The following is a 21,267-nucleotide window of genomic DNA, read 5'->3' as shown; positions in this document are numbered from 1 at the left end:
AGGGGCGGCCGAATCGATGTAATGCCACCATCCACTTTGCACACCTTGAGGTCATGCCATGGACCATCTCTCAGCTCTTCCTCCGTTATCCTGGTCACAGCAACTGCGCAGCCAGATGCAAAGCCGCCCGCTCACTGCTCTCGGCCTCTTTATCGCGCTGGCTGCCGTCTTGTTGCTGCTGTTGCAGAGTCTCATCATGCTCGCTACCGGCGAGGTGACCAGCGGCGTGCGCTATGGCCTGATAGGTGGTGCCGCCGGGTTTGCCGCCACCGCCATCGGCGCCCTGCCCGCTCTGTTTCTACGCTCGGTACCGCAAAAAGTGGAGGACACCATGCTCGGCTTTGCCGCAGGCATGATGCTGGCGGCCAGCGCCTTCTCCCTGCTGCTGCCGGGGCTAGAGGCTGCCGAGAGGATCACCGGCAACGGCTTTAGCGCCGCCGCCGTGGTGGTTGTCGGCATGACCCTCGGGGTGCTGTTGATGCTGGGGCTGGATCAGTTCACCCCGCACGAGCATGACAAAACCGGCCCCTGCGGCCCCGGCCACGAGAGCTGCTCCCGGGTCTGGCTGTTCGTCTTTGCCATCGCCCTGCACAACCTGCCGGAGGGGATGGCCATCGGGGTGAGCTTCTCGCAGGGGGATATGTCGGTGGGGCTGCCGCTTACCACTGCCATCGCACTACAGGATATTCCGGAAGGATTGGCGGTGGCGCTGGCCATGTGCGCCGCCGGTTTTCGCCCCTCTGTCGCGGTGCTGGTTGCCATCGCCAGCGGCCTGCTCGAACCGGTTGGCGCCCTGCTCGGAGTGGGGCTCTCCAGTGGCCTTGCCATCGCCTACCCCATCGGACTTGGGCTCGCCGCCGGCGCCATGCTGTTTGTGGTCTCGCACGAGGTGATCCCGGAGACTCACCGCAACGGTCACCAGACCTATGCCACCCTCGGTCTGATGGCAGGCTTTGCCCTGATGATGACCCTCGATACTGCGCTCGGCTAAAGGCACTCTCCCCTCCTCATCAATGCTTTTTGTCACCTGCGGCGCTCCCATATGGAGCGCCGCGCTTCATCTCTCCTTTCGCTTGTGCCTCTCGGCGCCGACGCCATCTTTTGTTATGATCTACAGCAACTTAAATTCAGCCACACGGCTATCAAGACGAGGTCAGCAATGAAAGTAGGTATTATCGGCGCCATGGAGCAAGAAGTGGCCCTGCTGCGCAGCCAGATGAGCAACCCCACCACCCTGCAACTGGGCGGCTGCGAGTTCTATCAAGGGGAGCTGGCAGGCAAAGAGGTGATCCTGACCCGCTCCGGTATCGGTAAGGTCGCCGCCAGCGTGGCCACCAGCCTGCTGCTGGAAAAGTTTGCCCCCGACTGCGTCATCAATACCGGCTCTGCGGGCGGCTTTGCCCAGGACCTGCATATCGGTGATGTGGTGATCGCCAGCGAGATGCGTTTCCACGATGTCGACGTGACCGCCTTTGGTTACGAGATGGGCCAGATGGCGCAACAACCTGCCGCCTTCCCCTGCGACGAGAAGCTCATCGCGGTCGCTCAGGATTGCATCGCCGAGCAGGGCAAGCACCAGACCAAGGTCGGCCTAATCTGCACCGGCGATCAGTTCATGTGCAAACCGGACGCCATCGCCAAGGCTCGCGCCGACTTCCCGCAGATGCTGGCGGTCGAGATGGAAGGTGCCGCCATCGGTCAGGTGTGCCACATGTTCAAAGTGCCCTATCTGGTGGTGCGCGCCATGTCCGATATCGCTGGCAAGGAACAGGTTGAATCCTTCGATGCCTTTATCGAAGTGGCCGGCAAGCACTCCGCCGAAGTGATCATCAAGATGCTCGGCAAGCTGTGATCGAGACCGGCTCGCTTGATTTGATGGCCGACGCCCTCCTCTCGACGACGGCGGCCATTCTGGTAGGTGCTGCCCTGCTGGAGGCGGTGATCCCGTGGCCATCCCATCTGCGTCTTTCGGCCGTCACGCCCCTGCTGACCCGGCTGGGGCACAAGGTACACAGACCCGATGGTTCACCCGGCCAGCAAATGCAGGCCGGCCTGCTGGCAATGCTGGTAGTCTGGCTCCCCTGCGCAACCGGGCTCTGGTCGCTTCGCAATCTGGCCCTGAGCGAGCCGCTCTTCGACCTGCTGTTCTTGCTGCTGATGCTCGAATCCCGTCCGCTGCGCGAACTCTCCCATGCCACCCGCTCGCTCGCCACCCAGGAGACCCTGCCGCTGGCGAGATTGCAGTCTGCCCCCTGGCTTAAGCGGGAGACCGGCAAACTCTCGACCATGGGGCTCGCCAAAGCAGTGACGGAGAGCTGCGCCCTGCGTCTGGTCGGCCAATGGGCTGGCCCGCTGCTGGGATTTGCCTTGGCTGGCGTACAGGGCGCCTTGCTCTGGCGGCTGGTGCAGCTGATGAGCCAGGGCTGGAGCATGAAGGATCCCGCGTTTGGCTATTTTGGCCGAGCCTCCAGTACCCTCTATCAGGGGCTCAATGCTCCCACCATCCTGCTACTGGGGCTACCGCTCCTGCTACCGCGGCTCAAACAGGCCGCACAGCTGGTGCGAAGTGGCGCGCTCTGGCCCTATCCAGTCATGGGGATGCTGCTCACCCTGCTGGTAGATAAGTGCCGGATCCGCCTTGGTGGCCCTCGCTACTATCAGGGGGCTCTCCAGCGCTGGCCAGTCATCGGCACAGGTGCTGAGCCAGATAGCGAGACTCCGCGCAAGGTGCTCAACATTCTGCAAGGATGCGGCTGGGGCTGGTTGATACTGGCGCTGGTTGTCACGATAGCGGGGTTATTTCATGGATAGATGGCTGCGATTGCCGATCTGGCTGCCCTGCGTGCTGCTGGCCTGGTTGCCCGGTGTCCTACAGGCCGCCACGCCAACCCGGGTGGTGAGTGTTGTTCCTCACCTGACCGAATTGCTCTACGAGATTGGCGCCGGCGACAAGCTGGTTGCCATCGACGATGCCTCAGACTATCCCGCCGAGGTGAAAACCAAGCCCAAGGTGGCCAATTATCGCAGCATCAATGTCGAGGCGCTGCTGGCGCAAAAGCCGGATCTCATCCTCGGCTGGCGCTCGGCTCAATCACGGATGCTGGCCCCACTGGCACAGATCGGGATCCCGGTTTTCTACTCTGAGCCTACCGATTTTGCCTCGCTGGCCACCGAGATGCGGGCCCTGGGCAAATTGCTGGGTGTGGAAAAGAGTGCCAACGAGGCCGCCGATCGCTATCTGGCGCGCCTGCATGAGCTGCAACAGCGTTATGGACAATCAACCGGCGTCAAGGTGTTCTACCAGCTCTGGTACCCACCGCTCACCAGCGTCAGTGGCAATGCCTGGCCGGCTCAGGCCATCGAACTCTGCGGCGGGGTCAACGTCATGGCAAATGCCAAGACCCCCTACCCTCAAGTGGACATGGAACAGGTGATCAAAGCGAACCCCGCGCTGATCCTGGCGGGGAGTCAAGATCCTGACGCCCTGAATCACTGGCAAAAGTGGCCCAATCTCGATGCGGTGCAGCACCAGCGACTCGATTTGATCAACTCGGATGAACTACACCGCTTCACCCCGAGAGCCCTCAATGGGGTTGAAGAGGTTTGCCAGGCTATTCAGCTAAGCGCGCAGAGCTCCAGCACATCTTGATAAAGCTCTACTGATGCGAGCCAATCCGAGGTGGTCTGGGTGCGCCCAAATCTTTAAAACTGTTTTTGTGAATGGATCACACTCTTTGCCAAAAAAGCTGGTACTTTATTTGCTAGCATATGATTCATCTACTGTTTTTATGACGAGATGCCCACAATGTTCAACGATAAAACGCTACTGATCACAGGTGGCACCGGCTCGTTTGGCCAACGATTGGTCAAGACAGTACTGGAACGTTATAAGCCGAAACGGCTCATCATCTATTCTCGTGACGAACTGAAACAGTTCGAGATGCAGCAGGAGTTTAACGACCCCTGCATGCGCTATTTTATCGGTGATGTCCGAGACGCCAACCGGCTTACCATGGCAATGCGTGGCGTCGATTACGTGGTTCATGCAGCAGCACTGAAACAGGTTCCAGCCGCTGAATACAACCCCATGGAGTGTATTAAAACCAATATCCATGGTGCAGAGAACGTGATCCAGGCCGCTTTGCTCAATCAAGTCAAAAAAGTTATTGCCCTCTCCACTGACAAAGCTGCCAATCCAATCAATCTCTACGGTGCCACCAAACTGGCATCAGACAAGCTCTTCGTGGCAGCAAACAACATCGCGGGGCAGGATCCCACCCGTTTTGCAGTGGTTCGTTACGGTAACGTGGTGGGTTCTCGCGGCTCTGTCGTCCCCTTCTTCCAAAAGCTGATTGACCAGGGGGCGGATGCGTTACCCATCACCCATGAGGAGATGACGCGTTTCTGGATCACCTTGCAGCAAGGGGTTGATTTTGTCCTGGACAATTTTGGGCGGATGAAGGGGGGGGAAATATTTGTTCCCAAGTTGCCATCCGTCCGAATTACCGAGCTCGCCAGCGCCATGGCCCCTCACCTGCCACACAAGATCATCGGCATTCGCCCGGGAGAAAAGCTCCATGAAGTGATGTGTCCTGCCGATGACTCTTATCACACCTTCGAGTTTGATGACTTCTTCGTGATTGGTCCAACCATCAACTTCAATAATCGCAACAACGATTTCTCCAAAACAGCGGCGGGCGAAAAAGGAAAAATGGTAGAACAGGGCTTCGAATATAACTCTCGCAGCAACCCTCACTTTTTTACCATTGAACAGCTTTTGAAAATGAACCAAAAGGGGAGAACTGAATGATCCCTTATGGCCGCCAATCCATCAGCCAGGCAGATATCGATGCTGTTGTGGACGTTCTCAAGTCCGACTTCCTGACCCAGGGACCCGTAGTCCCCCGCTTCGAGCAAGCAGTAGCCGATTACTGTGGAGCCAAATTCGGGGTGGCAGTCAATTCAGGTACCGCAGCACTCCATGTAGCCTGTCTGGCACTTGGCGTTGGCCCCGGCGACTGGGTCTGGACATCCCCCATCAGCTTTGTTGCATCCGCCAACTGTGCTCTCTACTGCGGTGCACAAGTCGATTTTGTCGATATTGAACCAGATACCGGTAACATGTGCGCTTTGGAGCTGGAGAGGAAGCTGATTGCAGCCAAGGCGGAAGGAAAGCTACCCAAAGTAGTCATACCGGTGCACTTTGCCGGCCTCCCCTGCGACATGCAGGAGATCCACCGCCTGGGACAAAAGTACGGTTTCAAGATCATCGAAGATGCCTGCCACGCCCTTGGTGCCCGTTATCATGGTGAGCCTACCGGCAATGGCCGCTATAGCGACATCACAGTATTCAGCTTCCACCCGGTGAAGATCATCACCACTGGCGAGGGTGGCATGGCCATGACCAACGACCCTGCGCTTGCCAAGATGATGCGCATGCTCCGCAGCCATGGCATCACCCGTGAACCGGAAGACTTTATCAATGAGCCGGACGGCCCTTGGTACTATGAGCAGCAGATGCTCGGCTTCAACTACCGCATGACCGACATTCAGGCTGCGCTGGGGTTGAGCCAGATGGCCAATCTGGAGACATGGATTCACACGCGTAACGAGATTGCCCAGTACTACTTCGAAAGACTGGCACCACACCAGCTACCTCGTCATTTCAACACCGAGCGGCGTAGTGCCTTCCATCTCTATGTTCACCATGTAGCCCCTGAACAACGCTGTGCGCTCTTCCAAAAAGTACGTGCACAGGATATCGGCGCCAACGTGCACTATATACCTATTTACAAACAACCTTGGTATCAAAAGTGGACTCATACTACCCTGCCCTCTACTGAGCAATTTTACGCAGGCGCAATGACCTTGCCACTCTTTCCTGGTTTGACAAAAGCACAGCAATTGAAAATATGCAGTCTGCTTTAGTCGTAGCCAAAAATGTCTCGTGTATAGACCTTATCAATCACATCGGCTAAATCAGGACTCATTCGGTTGGCAAGTATAATGTCACACATACCTTTAAATACGGATACTTCAGTGATGACTTTTGACCTAAAGAAATAAGGTTCCATTAAGGATGGCTCATAAACAACAACCTCAATACCCTTCGCCTTGATTCTTTTCATGACTCCCTGTATTGCCGATGCTCTAAAATTATCCGAACCAGCCTTCATAACTAGTCGATAAATACCTACTCGTTTAGGATTAGTCGCGATAACTGTATCGGCAATAAAATCTTTTCTCGTTGTATTAGCATCAACAATAGCTCTAATCAGGTTGCTGGGCACTTGGTTGAAATTTGCCAGAAGCTGCTTGGTGTCTTTTGGCAGACAATAACCTCCATAACCAAAAGATGGATTGTTGTAATAGTGGCCAATACGAGGGTCCAGGCAAACACCATCAATAATATCCTTTGTTTCTAGATTATTTTTTTGGGCATATGTATCCAACTCATTAAAAAATGCGATTCGCATCGCCAGATATGTGTTAGCAAATAATTTTACAGCCTCTGCTTCCGTACTTTCAGTAAAAATGACTGGCACATTTTTTTCTATTGCCCCATCAATCATAAGTCTAGAAAATGTTCGTGCATATTCACTTGTTGCCCCGACTATAACACGTGATGGATAAAGGTTATCATATAATGCTCTCCCTTCACGTAAAAACTCGGGGGAAAAGAAAATATTCTCGTAATTATGAGTCATCCGCATTTTAGAGGTAAAACCAACAGGAACAGTAGACTTGATTACAATTACTGCCTCAGGATTAATTTCCATAATATCAAAAATAACTGACTCTACCGACGCAGTATCAAAGCAATTTGTATCAGGATCATAATTAGTGGGCGTCGCAATTATAATATAGTCAGCATGTTGGTAAGCGGTTGATTTATTCAAGGTTGCGGTAAGATCCAAAGTCCGTTGTTTAAAGAACAGATCGATATCAGAATCAATAATTGGAGATTGTCGCCTGTTAATCATGGACACTTTTTCTGGATTAACATCAAATGCAACAACATGATGGTTCTGAGCTAACAATATTGCATTAGACAAACCTACGTAACCTATACCGACAACGGCAATTTTCATTATTGAACCTTCACATCCAAAAATTGATAATAAGAGCGATACCATTCAACAAAATTCTGTATGCCCTGTTCTATCTTCATTGATGGGCGATATGAAATAGTAGCAAATAAATCCTCAGTATCCGCCCATGTCGCATAAACATCACCCGACTGCATGGGCATCATATTTTTTATAGCTTTAACCCCCAGCGCTTGCTCGAGAGATTGAATAAAATCAACTATTTTAATCGGCCTACCATTACCAATGTTAAATACACGATAAGGGGCACTGCTATCAGCTGGAGAACCAGTTGCGCAACGCCAGGCAGAATTTTCAACCGGTATCACGTCCGCTACCCGGATCACACCTTCAGCAATGTCATCTATATATGTGAAATCTCGGCTTAACAGACCATTGTTATATACATCTATTGGCTGTCCAGACAGCATACATTTAGTAAATTTAAATAATGCCATATCCGGCCGTCCCCACGGGCCATAAACTGTGAAAAAACGCAATCCTGTGGTTGGGATACCATACAAATGAGAATATGTGTGCGCCATCAGCTCATTCATTTTTTTTGTCGCTGCATATAACGAAATAGGATGGTCAGTGGGTTCACTCACTCTAAATGGCATTTCCTCATTCATTCCATATACGGAGCTAGAAGATGCATAAACAAGATGCTCAATATGATGATGACGACAACCTTCCAGAATTGTCAAAAATCCGTCTACGTTGCTATCAATATAAGAAAAGGGAGATTCCATTGAATGGCGAACACCGGCTTGAGCGGCAAGATGAATTACTCTGTCAAACTTCTCTTTGGAAAAGAGAGTCAGGATAGATTTTCTATCAGAGACATCCATTTTTACAAACTTGAAGTTAGAAAATGGAGTTAACTGTTCAAGTCTACTTAATTTAAGAGATACCTCATAGTAATCATTTAGGTTATCAATACCTATAACCTGATACCCTTTCAAGCACAGTAGTTCGCACACCTTCGCACCGATAAATCCCGCTGCACCAGTTACAAAATATTTCATACGACATACCTGTTAAAAATTGCTTTTGGTTATACGCTAAGGTGAAATCATTATCTTACTGAGTGCCAATATCCATATGTATATTACAAATATTATAGCTTATGAATATTTATAAGATCATTAATAAAATGCATCTAATTCATTTAAATTTATGATTAGCTTTAATTATTGACTACAAAAAAGTGTCTGACCGCATCAATAATGAATACTTGCTCCGACTCAGTCAGGCTTGCATGTAAAGGTAAACGTAACAGCATTCTAGAAACCGCTGTGGTATTTATATCATCGCCATGAAATCTACCATATCGAATACCAGCCGGACTAGAATGCAGAGGTACAAAGTGTGAGGTAACTTCCACATTAAGATTGCGCATGAATTTAAATAATCCCTGTTGTTCGTCAGGGGATCTTGTTCTTATATGATATATATGAGCATTATGCTCAACATGTGCCGGAACGGCAGGAAGTGTGAGCACTCCAGCATTAGCCAACTCAGATAAACATGTATGATAAAAAAGCCATTTTTTTAATCTAGCATTCGTAATTTCTCTCGCGTTTTGTAATTGCTGCAATAAGACTACAGCTTGAACCTCTGACATTACATAACTAGATGATAAAATTTGCCATGTATATCTATCAACCTCTCCACGCAAAAACCTTGAACGATCAGTTCCTTTCTCCTGAATGATTTCACATATACCATGGTACTTATCTTCGTTTACTAAAAAAGCCCCGCCCTCACCACCGGCATGAATATTTTTAGTATGATGAAAGCTGACGCAGCCAAATTGACCAATTGAACCAAGTGGCCGTCCTTTATATGTTGACATGATACTTTGTGCAGCATCTTCAACCAATACAAGATTATAGCGATTGCATATATCGACTATAGAAGACATTTCTGATGCAACACCGGCATAGTGAACAACCACTACGGCTTTCGTTCTAACTGTAATAGCCTCTTCAATAAGCTGCTCATTTATATTCAAAGTGTCTGGCCTGATATCGACAAATACTAATTTTGCGCCCCTTAAGGCAAAAGCACTTGCAGAGGTAACAAATGTAAAGCTTGGCAGTATTACCTCATCCCCTGGCTGCAAATCCATAGCTAAAGCTGCCATCTCCAAAGATGCACTACAGGATGGCGTTAAAAAAACTCGCCTTGCATTATATATATCGTGTAATAGTTCCTCACATTTTTTTTTATTAACACCGATACCTAAACATTCTCCATCACTTTCAGTGATATGGCCAATATTATTGGGGCGATTATATGGTATCCAATTGCGATATGATTTCATTTCATAATAACCTTAATGTCACTGACAAGATTTGCATAACTTCTTCCTGAATCAGGCCATGTTGTCAGTCTCCAATCAGGACATTGCCCACAAAAAGTATGGCATTTGAAATCGTTATTAAGATGAGCCTCTCGCAGTTCGTTTAAAAATGCTCCCTGCCAAGCAGTTTTTAGCGTTGTCTTCCTGTAATCAATGAAACTGGATGCATACGCCCAATCTGTCGGGCAAAAAGAAAGCTCACCTTTTGGATCCAGGGTCAAACGCTCCCATGGATATAAGCATGGGCGCCTTGACTCATGGGAATGAGCTTCCCCTTGAGCCAACATACCTGCCGCCGAATGTAAATTCCTGATCAGCACTTCATCAGCTCCCTGATTTTTCCAAAAAAGAGAAAAATCATCTACCTCATCTTCATTTCCTGCCTGACGAATAAAACTCACAACAATACGAGTTCTGTATTGCCCTGTCTTGATATGTTCGATCATTCTAATTATATTACGTCGCACTTGCTCAAGACGCCCGCCACGAATCTTCGCATAAGTCTCATCGTTAAAGGCATCAATGCTGACATCAATCATATGAAGGCCACTTTCTAATAACTGTTTTAGTTTTTTCTCATTAAGAACTGTACCATTAGTGGTTAACGTGACAAACGTGCCACTATGCTCGACAGCATACTGGATCATTTCATGTGCATGTGGATGCATAAGTGGCTCACCATTGCTGGTATATCGTATATACTGGCAATGTCCGTCGCTATTGTCTCTTATATCATCGATCAGCTTCTTGTTTAGTTCAGGGTCTAACAATCTTGCGGAATAATGTTCAGACTCTTTAAATTGAGGGTGTGGACAATGTATGCATCTTAAATTACAAATTTCAGCAATATCTACAATGACCTGTGATGGAAACTCCGATGACAGTCGATCATAGAAACCATATTTAGCCATGAGTCCTCCTACTAATAATTTAGTTCGCTATGAACAAAATCACCGCCAGCACATAATAAAGCATCGATAATACTGACGCGGCAATCAAAACCAGGTCCGTTCTGGGGATAGCGAGCATATTCAGGATATTCCATCCAGGCAACACCGATCCCCCTTTCTTCAAAGCGCCCGATATCTAAATAATTTTTTGCCGCCGGCCCAGAAAAATAAATACTTGCATCAGCTCTTTCAGCAATGACGATCAGTCTTTCCGTTGCATCGCTAAATCCCACCCCATTCAAGTAATGACTATCCGTAAAGATGGGGGTGGTGATCCCTAATAAATGCATGATTTTTTTAATAAACATGACATTTATATCAGAGATATACTCAAATTCACGTGCATCTTCATACCATGATTTAATTTCATCTATATATCTATCAAAAAAAAGCGCCTTTTTGTATCGCTCTTTAATTATAGCAAAATGCTTCTGACACCATAGATTATCGACAACTTTTGTGGATGATATTTTCTGATTTCTATCAACATGACATACGGGTATTGTTAACCATACAGCACCCTGTGTGGTCATAATCCTATTGCGGTTACGCCAATCTCTTGTTGTATACTGGACAGAATCAAGAAATATAAATTCGTCCACCCTGTTTATAATATCAAAGTAGCCTATCCAAGGAATATAATTAGATTGAATGATTGCTATCTTTTTATGCAAGTTAGTATGCTCTTAATATTTTTGAACGTGTTAAACCACATGAAATCATCTGTGCTTTAATCTCGGGCCAGTAATCAGAAGCAATAATAACCACATCAAGTTCATTGGTGGCCTCCAGTGTAAATTTTTCTATTGGGGCATTACAAAATATAGCACCAAATTTACTATCGTCATTATCAAAAAAACACTTCACCTTTATTTCCCTGTCAGAAAAAACAAGGTCAGAATGAAGTTTTCCATAGAATTTTTTTGCGCCAGAGCCAGTGCCAAAAATAGCTATTTTAATATTTCTTTTTCTTCCAAATCGATAGTAAAACTCATCTGGCAAATTTCGTTTAAATCGATACGTAAATTTCTCTGAAAATGAACTTTCAAGTAAAAAACCTCTGATTTTCGGCAAAATAACGTCAATATTATGAAACTGTTCAACATAGTTGCAGCAGCTTCTTGATTTATTTTCGAGAAAACCATATTGGAATACATCTTCAAGCATAACATGAATATCATTTCGCTGTGGGGAAGACTCCCCAATTAGCGAGAGATAAAGACTTGAGCCTTCATCAAACTCGTCTGAAGCTTCATCAAGCCACACCCCTTTCACTAGACGACGGTATCCTTTAACACAAGAGTCTATGGCAATCACAGGTAATCCGATCATTGCAAGATGATATGCTGAGGAGCCCATTGCAACACCGAAATGATATTTTTCAGATTCAATTAGGCTGTATATATCAGATTCATTTCTCTTTCCTAAGATACGAATTTCAAGGCGTTCATGCGCAAGCTTTTTATATGATTCAACTTCATCCTCATAGAGAGCATATCCATATCCTATCAAATCAAAAAGTATATGCAGCTGAGGTTTATTGTTAAGAACAACATTCAAGCTGTCAATAAAACTCAAGATGCTTTCATTCTTGAAAAAGTCAAATCTCCCGAGCCAGAGCACCTTCATAAACTCTTCTGGAGCAGAAATATTGTACCGTATCTTTTGTGTTACGGGCTCAACAGGAACAGTGGCAGATGAGTGATGATTAAGTGGAACAGAAAAATACTCAGAATTATATTTACGATATATGTCATTGGGATACCAGATTGCATGTGCTCGATCCAACTTTAATAATAATTGGCGCTGGTAGTGCCAAGTTTCATTAATTAACTTTGGTTTGAATGCACGAGATGCGTTAAATCCAATCCCTGGCTCCCAGATACTCCAAGCTTCTGGATGCAACATCCCAGTCAATATATGAACTCTTTTATTTCCATTGAAGACATGCATAGCCCTATGCAAAACTTCAAAATATGAAGCGAGAACATATATATCTTCCCCAAAAAAATCATCAATAATTTTCTGTCCAAGTGCCCCCAGATACGATTGATTTGAAATAGAAACAAAGAAATCATCCATTTCTGGAATGATATACTTTTTTATCTTTACACTCTTGTTATCCAATAGCCCAAAAAGTGCAGAGTCCTCGTATCCAACTACGGCAACGGAATCACCTAATCCAACAAGATAGTCAATAAATCTACAGTTAAATGTCTCCGCACCACCGACACTCTTATTGAAATCAAAAACAACAATGTTCACGCCGCCCCCACAACCCTGTGTTAACAATACGCCGAATAAAATTCCCAGCCTTAAATAATAACTGATGCGATTAATACCTTTTTTTCAAAAAATGAACAATCTATAACATATAGGAATCTCTAAAAATCAATACACTAGCTCGAACTGGTTCGTCAAGGAAGAATCAAAGGATAAATTTAAAGAGTAATTCATAAAAAATTGGAGACTAAAAACAAAAGGAAAGTAATAAAATAACTTATAATATCTATAGCTATTTATCAGTTTAAAAAAACAACTCTCCCATCAAATTTCATCAATAAAGCACGTCTAATTTCCTCTCGATAGAAATCCGATGCTATATAGACTGGTGAATTAATAGCATCTAAATCCCCCAACGTGTTAACCTTGAAGTCATTCATAGCATGCGAGTGTTCATCAACAATAATATTAATTTTTTTCCTGTGCTTGGAAAATTTTAAAATGGCCTGTCCGATATGACCAGCACCATATAGAAGTACTTCAGAATAACTATTGCTTACCTCATCGAAGATGAGCGTATGATTTAGAACATTATCCGTGAAAGGATATTGAACAACTTGGCTCAACAAATAGATGTCATCAGAGCACAACGCTATCACTTTATCAATAGAAATCAAAGGGTTATATATTATCTGCTGCGGAGAAACAAATTTATCTTCCAGACATTTTCTAGCCACTAGGAAAGCATATTGTTCAGTTGTCTGATGCTCAACGACGTCTGACAATGAGCCAAATGTATACTCACCATCAGTACCTCTCCAACCAAATACTAACTCAACGACTTCATAGTTGTTTGAAAAACAAAGTGAAATGAAAAAATCAACATTATATGTAAAAAGTCCATGTGGGGAATGCTTCATAGGCAAACAATGAATCATTAATCCATTTTTCTTTGTAATGTTATGTATTGACGCAAAAACATTATATTGATTAAAAACATGTTCACTAGTTCCAAGATTAGTTACCACATCATACTGATGAGATAACTCGAGCATCTGACTATTAAAATCGCAAAATATTGTCCCATCATAAACATCCACAGAATCATATTTTAAACCTAGGTTTTCATACATAGATTTTGTAAAATCACCATCCTGATAATTCTTTAATTCTTCATCAATTATCTCTGCCGAGTTTAATGAATAAAACTGCTGGCACCCTAACTCAATTATCGAATTAAAGTTTTCAGGAAAGTGATTCTTCATTTTATTAAACATAGCTGGCGTCATACCCATCACAGAACTCCCGTAACATATAATATGAAGTTATAAGAAAGACTTATCAATTCACGAATGAATTATATTTCACAAACAATGTAAACAAGGCTATAATTTCAACCGCAGTTATAAACTTCAAAAATTCTTCGCCTTTATTATATAGCCATAAAATATATTCATAATAGTGGGCTCGGTCATTATAATTAATATTATTTAATAACTTTTAGCCCAAAGCGTTATCTCACAAATTGAACTCATGGGACTGCAACCAGATCTCAAGCACCAATAAACCCCAAACATGATAGAAGGTCATACCGTCAAACTGGTTATCCAGCAACATCCGCAACCGGTCGGGAGCGATAAACTGATGCAGACAGAGCTGGCCTGAAGAGGCCTGCTGACGCAGTTGCGTAATCGCACTCTGTTTGGCCTGTTGATTGAACGGATCTATGCTGAAACCCTTTTTCGGCCTGTCGATCCATTCCGCCGGCAAGTAGCGTTTGGCCAACTGGCGCAACAGGAACTTACCCTGTCCTTGTGCAATCAGCTCTGACTGTGCCAAACCTGCGGCAAACTGAGCTACTTCGGTCGACAGGTAGGGCGTGCGGCACTCAAGGCTGTGCAGCATGCTCATTCGATCTACCTTGGCCAATACCAACGGCAGATAATTGGCAATATCGGCCTCACGAAGGCGATTAAGATACGGGCGGCTATCCATATCGATACGCCTGCGCAGCGCCATCAAGTGATCACCAGTACCGGACGGAATGCGACCGAACAACTGTTCCAACTGGCGATCGGCATACAGCAAGATGCGACCAGAGTAGTACTCCCGCCCAAGATGCCAGCTACGCGCCTGCATCTGTTGCTCTCTGCCCTCGGCGGCGACCAGTGTCTGCAGGTAACGGCCATAACCGCCAAACAGCTCATCCCCCCCGTCACCCGTAATCGCGACGGTGACCTGCTGACGAGCAAGCTGCGAGACCATATAAGTTGGCACACAGGAAGTATCAGCATTGGGCTCATCCATGCGCCGCGCCAGATCACCAACCTGTTCAACAAAAGCCTCGGGACGCAGCAGTTGCTCAGTGTGTTCGGTTCCGAGGAAATCGGCAAAAGCCCGAGCCTCCTCATGTTCGCTCTCCGGCGCCTGTTCAAAACCGATGGAGAAGGTGCGGATCGGCCGTTGCAAACGACGGGTGATCAGGGCCACCGCCGTCGAGGAGTCGACACCACCGGAGAGAAAAGCCCCCACCGGCACATCGGCGACCAAGCGGCGCGATAAAGAACGCAGCAACAGATCCTCAAGCTGGTCAACCTGCTCCTCCAGCGGGCGTGACGGCATATGGTCACCGGCACAGATAAAGTGGAAGTAACGCTCTGCCTGTGAGACAGCCCCTGTCACGGCACGCATCAAGTGCCCCGGCAGCAACTTTCTGGCGTGTTGATACAGGGTGCGTTCCCCGACGGGGTGCTGGAAAGCCAGATAATGGGCGACTGTATCAACCGTAATGCGGGCAGGGAATCCTGGCACCAGGGTCAAAGCCGCCAGCTCGGAGGCAAAGACCAACAAACCGTCAAACTCGGCATAATAGAGTGGCTTCTCGCCAAACGGATCACGCGCCAGCAGCAACTCCCTGCGCTCACGGTCATAGTAGGCAAGTGCAAACATCCCCTCGAGCCGGGTCAGAAAGTCAGCACCTTCCCGTACCAGGCCATTGACCAATACCTCGGTATCAGAATGGCCAGTAAATGATATGCCGGCGTCTTTAAGACGCCCCACCAACTGAAGATGGTTGTAGATCTCCCCATTAAATACGATACAGGCTCGTTGCTGTGCATCATGCATTGGTTGATGCCCGGCAGGCGATACATCCAGAATACTCAATCGACAATGTGCCAGAACACAGCGTCCGTCATCCGACTCCCAAAGACCCCGGTCGTCAGGCCCTCGATAGGTCATCGCCTCCGCCATTCTATTAGCCTGCTGTTTCAACCACGCAGGATCATGTTGACCATGAATACTCATTATTCCGGCTATACCGCACATTTTATAACTCCCTAAAGGTAAGCCAACACATGATGTCACGCATGAGACATCATAGAATAATCAACTATCATGCGATGGTTTTTCCAGAACGAATAGCACACCAGCGATTTCCAAATCCTCCCATCCCAGTGATGCATACTCATCTGCGAAATCGACAGAGACTTCCTGAATATGCTCTCTATCATTCTTCATATATTTATCTTCAGCAACAATCCTGAAGCCACATTGTAAAAATATCTGTCGATAATCACTATAACGCAGCTGATTACCATGTAAAAAGTGGCCAGCATCACCATAATGGTCACGCCACTCTGACTTGCCTATTGTCAGGAAATCAAGTGGTCGTGAAAAATCCCGGTGGTCTCGGAGGTCAATCCAGTGAAAAGCAAAACCACCTGATGCTAATAGCTCAAATGTCTTGGCTACGAATGAATTAATATCTACAACATGCTCCATTACGGCACACGAATAGCATACATCATATTTTTCATCATCATTGAAATCTTCAAGCTTTATCTCAGGAAAGTAATTTAGTCTAGTGCCATGATGATCATGAAGATGGAATAATTCAACATCATCATTAAATACAATGTCATCATTTACCTTACATGGGACATTGAAAAGCCCCATTAAATCTTTAATCATTGAAACATGATCATTGAAAGGATATTTCCCGCTTAGTCCCGGGAATGGCTCGATCGCGGTCCACTCACCTCCCCATCGTAATAGACTATATATCTCCACCCCAAGGGAATGACCAGAACCTATATGTAAAAATCGATTTACCGGCTTTGAAATATATTGTTTACGGCATTTCTCGAAATTATTACCAAGTGATATGTGATAAAAAACACTGCCACTGGTGTTTTTACTTCCTATTATCTCATCCACGAGCTCACGTCCAATTAGCCCTTTCACTTCCTGCTTCTCTCGATCTTTTTTTTCACTTTCCTCATCATAAGGAAAGGGTAAATATAAATCATCCAACCCCAATTTGACGAGTTGAGCACAGATATCTGAGACATGCCTCTGAAGACAAGAGAGAATAATAAAACTTGGCTTATATAGATGAATTTCATCAGGAGAGATAATAGGAAGCTCACCCTTAAACTGACCATGTAAATTTTCGTTATTATCAGCAATAGCCAATATTGAAAATCGTTTAGGAAGTCTTTTTATAAATGAATCACAAACTTCACCAGCACCGAACAAGATAACATCCATATTCCGTCTCCGATTTATTTTTTATTAGTCAGTGCCAGTGTTTTTTCAGCAAGTATACGTGGTGAATAATGCTCATTCATCTTTTCCACCAAACCAACTGATGTTTTCTCTCCACTCCCCATTAATAATGACACTATCTTTTCAACCATCAAACCCCATTCCCCATAGGGAATCAAGTCACAAGAAAACTCTGTCAGTACAGTTTCTCTATTTCCTGGAATATCTGTCGCTACAACAGGACAACCAAGTGCCTGTGCTTCCAAAATAACATTAGACATTCCCTCATGACTGGAGGTGGAAATGAGCAGGCTGGCACAACTTAACCATTCAAAAATATTATCTTTCACACCCACGACATGAATGTTATCGCGGCACGGCTGCTGCGCAATGCAAGCAAGGACCTCTGAGCGCAATGGTCCATCACCGATTAAAATTGCATGGGTTTGAGGAAGTTTGGCAATGACAGAAGCGACAACCTCTATAAAGCGACATGGGGACTTTTCCGGAGACAGTCGCATTATCCCCATCAATATTGGGGCCGATAAATGAATATCTAACTGCTGTAAAGGCTCTTGTCCCTCAACCCGCTTGGCCATGACCGCATTTTTCACTACGGGGATGCTCGATTCAGGCAAATTTAGCCAGCGAGCATACGACTGCGCCCCTGCCATGGAGTTAACACTCAAAACGATTCCTGGCAACTCGGTCATCAGACGATAGTAAGCTGCCAACCTCGACTCATCATAAACGGCCAGGTATTCAGGAAACTCTGAGGGTGCAACACTCCTTCCAGAGATAATGATCTGTTCTACTCCCGCGAAAATTGCGGCCATAGAAGCAATGACATTACCGTCTTCTAGATAGGCGATAACCAGTTTGGGCTGAACACGTTGCATATAGTCATAGGCAGTGAGAATGCCGTGAAGCAGTCCGGGCTCAAAGAAGGGTGCCAATTGATTAGCCAACTGGTAGCTATTTTCCTCCTGCTCCAAGTTCGGCCAGCACTCACGGGCAGAAGGCACGAAGTAGAGCTCTACACCATGAGTACGCAAAAGCGCCTCCCAGTGATTAACCTCCAACCCCTTATTCTTCACCGAGATCAAATGCACTTCCCATCCCTGCTGGCGCAATCCGATGGCCAGCAATACCATCTGCCGCTCAGCACCGCCTTTGACCAAGGAGTGGATATATAGCACGACACGCTGCACTACTTGGGGCAGCCGATGTGCTCGACGCTCGCGGATCAACCGCTCAAGCTTTTGCTGCAACATCGCCGATGGCTGGCAGGTTGCCTCAACATAGGGAGTGATATAGGGATAGTCGCCATAATGACCTAGTTGCTCGATAATCTGCCCACCGAATTGCTGTAAATCTGAAAAGATGACAATGACCACCTCCTCTACTGGGTAATTATTAAGCAGTTCTGGCCCTACAATCGGAATGCCACAGGCGAACTGACCGACTTGAGGACCGTTAAGACCATCGATGATGGCGACGAATGGATAAGGGGATTGGAGCACATGATAATAAAGATTTCCCGCCACCCCCCAGGCAATCGCCTTGCGTTTCCCGGACAGCAGTTCCTGATGCAATAACGCATCAAAAGGCAGGGCATGTTTCATCGACAGATCCAGCATGTGTCGGTTTCCTTGGAATTCAATTCAATGACAATATGGTCACATCTTGGCTGGATATAGTCGCAAAGATGTCTCGTTTTATTTCGTCCACAAAGGAGGCGGACGCGACAATCAGTACAGAACCAGATGGAATTGAGCACTCGGATAATGATATAACGTCATATCCCATCACTTGGTAGTGTCCAAAGTTGGCTTTTTTATCGATCACGGTACGGATACGGATGCTTTTTTTAATCAGTTCAGGTGCCAGACACTCAAAGAATTCTCCCGCCCCATACACTATGACTTCGGTGGCATGTTGACTTTGCATCAATTCCAGAAGTCTATCGATCGCTTGGGCATGCTTATAACGTGCATCGCGTAAGCCGACAAAATCCATCATCAAATCAGGATCCAGCCGACTCAGGGAACCTTGTGGCCAAGCCAACCAACGCTCACCATAAGACATGTTTTTACTGAACTTGCGATAGAAGGTTTCTATTCCTTCTGAGTGGATCCGCGCCAACCCGGAGGAATTAATAACCTTGTAACTACGCTCCGAGCCAAAGTTGTCTTCATGAACCAGATTACCAAGATAGTGCACCTCGCTCGATACCGGACACTCGACCAGACGCTCCATCATGCGTAAAAAAGAGATGCGCTCACTCAAATCGGATTCGGCGATGCCCAGCGACTGGTCCCATAACTGATAGGCATTAACTCCAGCCTCAAAACTCCGGATATTTTGCTGATGCTGGACACTGTAGCGAACCTCTGCCTGTCGCGGCACAACTTTCCCTTCCGCTGTGCGCCGATACCCCAGTGTGCTCCCTTCCAAACCAACGAGAACAATTTCAAAAATCTCTGGTGAACGGGCAATCTTCTTGATCCCCTTTATGGTATCGTTACGCACCGGAATAAAGGCACTGATCGGCGTGATAACGGAGTTTTTGCTGCCTCTATGGTTACAGTAGAGCAACAGACTGCTCATTGGCTGTTGCAACATGGCCTTGCTAATTTGAGAGGGAATCGTCCCACCGCCACCCAAGTCGACTAGCAGATAGGGAGCATCTCCCGTCAAGCCAACAAAATAATCTCGCATGTCCAGCCTGCTTTGCTGAATACTGCTCTTGATCTGCTCGATATTTTGCTCAAACACTTCAGCCATCAGTTGCAGACCATCTTGCCCATCGATGGCAATTTGATCCAAAAGCGCCAGTGGCGTGTCAAGAAAGGATGCCAACCTGACATCCTGAACACCAAATTCATTGAAAAAGTCACGAACGGTGTAATTGCGGCGCATCAAGGTCTGGGAAACAGCCTCTTCCACTTGGCTATCATCTATCGCGGGCAAATAGGTTGCCTTGCGTGAGGCATAACAGGTCTGACAGCGTATATCTGGGTACTGCTGTGATTGAAAATCGACCTGGCGGTTGATACAGGCAGCAAAGATCCCGCCCTCTCGCATCAGCGACAAAATGTTTTTTACCTGCAGTCGTTTGGCTGACTGCAGAACCCACTTGGCAAATGCCGTCAGGACGGGTCCAAGGATGAAGGCGCCATATGTGTAGAAAAATTGCTCCTCCTCGGAAAGCTGTTGTGGCATCGACAGGACGGCCAGCTTCCTGGCATGTTGCATGGTCGATGGCACATTTACCCGATAAACTTTCTCGTTTTCCAACACCTCAGACAGATTCTCTGGGATATCAAAATGCAATGAAGCCAAACCATGTTGCCGTGCCGACTGCACATCAGCCCTGGGATTGTCACCGATATGCAAAACTTGCTCTGGTTTCAGCTTTATCTGAGTAATTACATGGCTAAAGAGAGCGCCACTCTGCTTGGTCAACCCAACACTTGATGAAACAAACAGATAATTATAAGAAATTTCAGGGCATTTTTCTGAAATACAGTCGCGCAAAAAAACTTCTGGCAAATACATGTCGGAAATAAAAACAATCTGTTTATTTTTACGTTGTGCACGTACCAAAACTTCTTGAATAATCGGGTCTGGATAAAGAACTTCTCGTTCTACTTTCAGCTCTTCAACTTTAAGCACCGCCTTAATTTCATCACTAAAAGGCAGCTGTTCAAAAATATCGTCAAAACTAATTTCTTCACCTGAAATTAGTTTGCGAGCACGAGCTTCAGCCTCGAGGCGGCAAAATCTATAATCTTCTGCCTCTATTGGCAGATTAAGACCTCTATTTAGCAACCGTCTCGCTGCTTCCTCAAAAACCCACGAGGGTTCATCACATGCACGACGCAATAATGTATCAAAAACATCCAATGAAATATGTGTTATTTTATCAATGCAAAGATACTGATCAAGAGCAGTTAGAAACTGGCTATTTTCTAGTAAATCACGCAACTCGGGAGACATCACCGCATAATGACTCATATATACCTACACATGCATCAAAATAAAAGAAATCACATAAAAAGCATTCACACTCAAAAACTCGAATACT

General features: G+C 46.3%; 17 protein-coding genes. 6 read left to right on the top strand and 11 right to left on the bottom strand.

Translation table 11 applies throughout. The annotated features are described in order from the left end of the window. The first annotated feature begins 58 nt into the window (after positions 1 to 58). The 6 genes from G5229_RS02140 to pseC all read left to right on the top strand — a co-directional run bounded on the left by G5229_RS02140 (position 59) and on the right by pseC (position 5,928). Positions 59 to 991, top strand: coding sequence for a ZIP family metal transporter (locus G5229_RS02140; protein WP_421208263.1), 933 nt, complete (start codon positions 59 to 61; stop codon positions 989 to 991). A 168-nt stretch (positions 992 to 1,159) separates the two neighbouring features. Continuing rightward, entirely contained in the window at positions 1,160 to 1,852 is a 693-nt protein-coding gene (mtnN, locus tag G5229_RS02135; RefSeq protein WP_021230869.1) for a 5'-methylthioadenosine/S-adenosylhomocysteine nucleosidase, read from the top strand. Then, positions 1,849 to 2,811 (top strand): cobalamin biosynthesis protein CobD/CbiB, encoded by a 963-nt coding sequence (locus G5229_RS02130; protein WP_216953966.1) that lies wholly within the window; start codon positions 1,849 to 1,851, stop codon positions 2,809 to 2,811. Before mtnN ends, G5229_RS02130 begins: the two co-directional genes overlap by 4 nt. Next, positions 2,804 to 3,649: a cobalamin-binding protein gene (locus tag G5229_RS02125; protein ID WP_421208261.1), complete on the top strand. Its 846-nt coding sequence runs from the start codon at positions 2,804 to 2,806 to the stop codon at positions 3,647 to 3,649. Before G5229_RS02130 ends, G5229_RS02125 begins: the two co-directional genes overlap by 8 nt. Before the next feature lie 156 nt (positions 3,650 to 3,805). Beyond that, positions 3,806 to 4,810 carry a UDP-N-acetylglucosamine 4,6-dehydratase (inverting) gene (pseB, locus tag G5229_RS02120; RefSeq protein ID WP_227340774.1) on the top strand — a complete coding sequence of 335 codons (1,005 nt, stop codon included), beginning with the start codon at positions 3,806 to 3,808 and terminating at the stop codon, positions 4,808 to 4,810. Beyond that, the gene (gene pseC, locus G5229_RS02115) at positions 4,807 to 5,928 is read left to right on the top strand and encodes a UDP-4-amino-4,6-dideoxy-N-acetyl-beta-L-altrosamine transaminase (protein ID WP_227340775.1); all 1,122 of its coding nucleotides are present in this window, start codon (positions 4,807 to 4,809) and stop codon (positions 5,926 to 5,928) included. The genes pseB and pseC overlap by 4 nt, the downstream gene beginning before the upstream one ends. On the opposite strand, the gene G5229_RS02110 is transcribed toward pseC, so the two are convergent. From G5229_RS02110 to G5229_RS02060, 11 genes are all read right to left on the bottom strand, one after another. Further along, entirely contained in the window at positions 5,925 to 7,091 is a 1,167-nt protein-coding gene (locus G5229_RS02110; RefSeq protein WP_216953971.1) for a nucleotide sugar dehydrogenase, read from the bottom strand. The two genes, pseC and G5229_RS02110, sit on opposite strands and share 4 nt — an antisense overlap. Further along, positions 7,091 to 8,116: an NAD-dependent epimerase gene (locus tag G5229_RS02105; protein WP_216953972.1), complete on the bottom strand. Its 1,026-nt coding sequence runs from the start codon at positions 8,114 to 8,116 to the stop codon at positions 7,091 to 7,093. Before G5229_RS02105 ends, G5229_RS02110 begins: the two co-directional genes overlap by 1 nt. A gap of 161 nt (positions 8,117 to 8,277) precedes the next feature. Continuing rightward, entirely contained in the window at positions 8,278 to 9,417 is a 1,140-nt protein-coding gene (gene rffA / locus G5229_RS02100; RefSeq protein WP_216953973.1) for a dTDP-4-amino-4,6-dideoxygalactose transaminase, read from the bottom strand. Next, positions 9,414 to 10,367 (bottom strand): radical SAM/SPASM domain-containing protein, encoded by a 954-nt coding sequence (locus tag G5229_RS02095; protein ID WP_216953974.1) that lies wholly within the window; start codon positions 10,365 to 10,367, stop codon positions 9,414 to 9,416. The genes rffA and G5229_RS02095 overlap by 4 nt, the downstream gene beginning before the upstream one ends. Positions 10,368 to 10,378: 11 nt before the next feature. Then, positions 10,379 to 11,080, bottom strand: coding sequence for a WbqC family protein (locus G5229_RS02090; RefSeq protein ID WP_421208259.1), 702 nt, complete (start codon positions 11,078 to 11,080; stop codon positions 10,379 to 10,381). A gap of 1 nt (position 11,081) precedes the next feature. Continuing rightward, complete coding sequence (locus G5229_RS02085; RefSeq protein ID WP_227340777.1) at positions 11,082 to 12,671, bottom strand: hypothetical protein; 1,590 nt, start codon at positions 12,669 to 12,671, stop codon at positions 11,082 to 11,084. 257 nt (positions 12,672 to 12,928) lie between these two features. Continuing rightward, positions 12,929 to 13,924: a hypothetical protein gene (locus G5229_RS02080; protein WP_216953979.1), complete on the bottom strand. Its 996-nt coding sequence runs from the start codon at positions 13,922 to 13,924 to the stop codon at positions 12,929 to 12,931. 223 nt (positions 13,925 to 14,147) lie between these two features. Beyond that, positions 14,148 to 15,956, bottom strand: coding sequence for an asparagine synthase (glutamine-hydrolyzing) (gene asnB, locus G5229_RS02075; protein WP_421208257.1), 1,809 nt, complete (start codon positions 15,954 to 15,956; stop codon positions 14,148 to 14,150). Positions 15,957 to 16,016: 60 nt separating this feature from the next. Next, positions 16,017 to 17,180, bottom strand: a complete 1,164-nt coding sequence (locus tag G5229_RS02070; RefSeq protein ID WP_421208255.1) for a hypothetical protein — start codon at positions 17,178 to 17,180, stop codon at positions 16,017 to 16,019. 14 nt (positions 17,181 to 17,194) lie between these two features. Next, positions 17,195 to 18,817 (bottom strand): glycosyltransferase, encoded by a 1,623-nt coding sequence (locus G5229_RS02065; RefSeq protein ID WP_421208253.1) that lies wholly within the window; start codon positions 18,815 to 18,817, stop codon positions 17,195 to 17,197. Between the two features lie 19 nt (positions 18,818 to 18,836). Then, a complete protein-coding gene (locus tag G5229_RS02060) occupies positions 18,837 to 21,197 on the bottom strand; it encodes an HAD family hydrolase (protein WP_421208251.1) in 2,361 nt (786 codons plus the stop codon). Between the last annotated feature and the right edge of the window lie 70 nt (positions 21,198 to 21,267).

It is taken from the genome of Aeromonas sp. 602396, from assembly GCF_049173735.1.
Taxonomy (GTDB): domain Bacteria; phylum Pseudomonadota; class Gammaproteobacteria; order Enterobacterales; family Aeromonadaceae; genus Aeromonas; species Aeromonas veronii_A.
This window is presented reverse-complemented; position numbering and strand designations above follow the sequence as displayed.

What these genes read in the sequence shown, in the direction of transcription:
- G5229_RS02110 (WP_216953971.1), bottom strand. Translation starts at nt 7,091, where the DNA reads ATGAAAATTGCCGTTGTCGGTATAGGTTACGTAGGTTTGTCTAATGCA.
- G5229_RS02070 (WP_421208255.1), bottom strand. Translation starts at nt 17,180, where the DNA reads ATGGATGTTATCTTGTTCGGTGCTGGTGAAGTTTGTGATTCATTTATA.
- pseC (WP_227340775.1), top strand. Translation starts at nt 4,807, where the DNA reads ATGATCCCTTATGGCCGCCAATCCATCAGCCAGGCAGATATCGATGCT.
- G5229_RS02065 (WP_421208253.1), bottom strand. Translation starts at nt 18,817, where the DNA reads ATGCTGGATCTGTCGATGAAACATGCCCTGCCTTTTGATGCGTTATTG.
- mtnN (WP_021230869.1), top strand. Translation starts at nt 1,160, where the DNA reads ATGAAAGTAGGTATTATCGGCGCCATGGAGCAAGAAGTGGCCCTGCTG.
- G5229_RS02095 (WP_216953974.1), bottom strand. Translation starts at nt 10,367, where the DNA reads ATGGCTAAATATGGTTTCTATGATCGACTGTCATCGGAGTTTCCATCA.
- G5229_RS02140 (WP_421208263.1), top strand. Translation starts at nt 59, where the DNA reads ATGGACCATCTCTCAGCTCTTCCTCCGTTATCCTGGTCACAGCAACTG.
- G5229_RS02125 (WP_421208261.1), top strand. Translation starts at nt 2,804, where the DNA reads ATGGATAGATGGCTGCGATTGCCGATCTGGCTGCCCTGCGTGCTGCTG.
- G5229_RS02080 (WP_216953979.1), bottom strand. Translation starts at nt 13,924, where the DNA reads ATGGGTATGACGCCAGCTATGTTTAATAAAATGAAGAATCACTTTCCT.
- pseB (WP_227340774.1), top strand. Translation starts at nt 3,806, where the DNA reads ATGTTCAACGATAAAACGCTACTGATCACAGGTGGCACCGGCTCGTTT.
- rffA (WP_216953973.1), bottom strand. Translation starts at nt 9,417, where the DNA reads ATGAAATCATATCGCAATTGGATACCATATAATCGCCCCAATAATATT.
- G5229_RS02105 (WP_216953972.1), bottom strand. Translation starts at nt 8,116, where the DNA reads ATGAAATATTTTGTAACTGGTGCAGCGGGATTTATCGGTGCGAAGGTG.
- asnB (WP_421208257.1), bottom strand. Translation starts at nt 15,956, where the DNA reads ATGTGCGGTATAGCCGGAATAATGAGTATTCATGGTCAACATGATCCT.
- G5229_RS02060 (WP_421208251.1), bottom strand. Translation starts at nt 21,197, where the DNA reads ATGAGTCATTATGCGGTGATGTCTCCCGAGTTGCGTGATTTACTAGAA.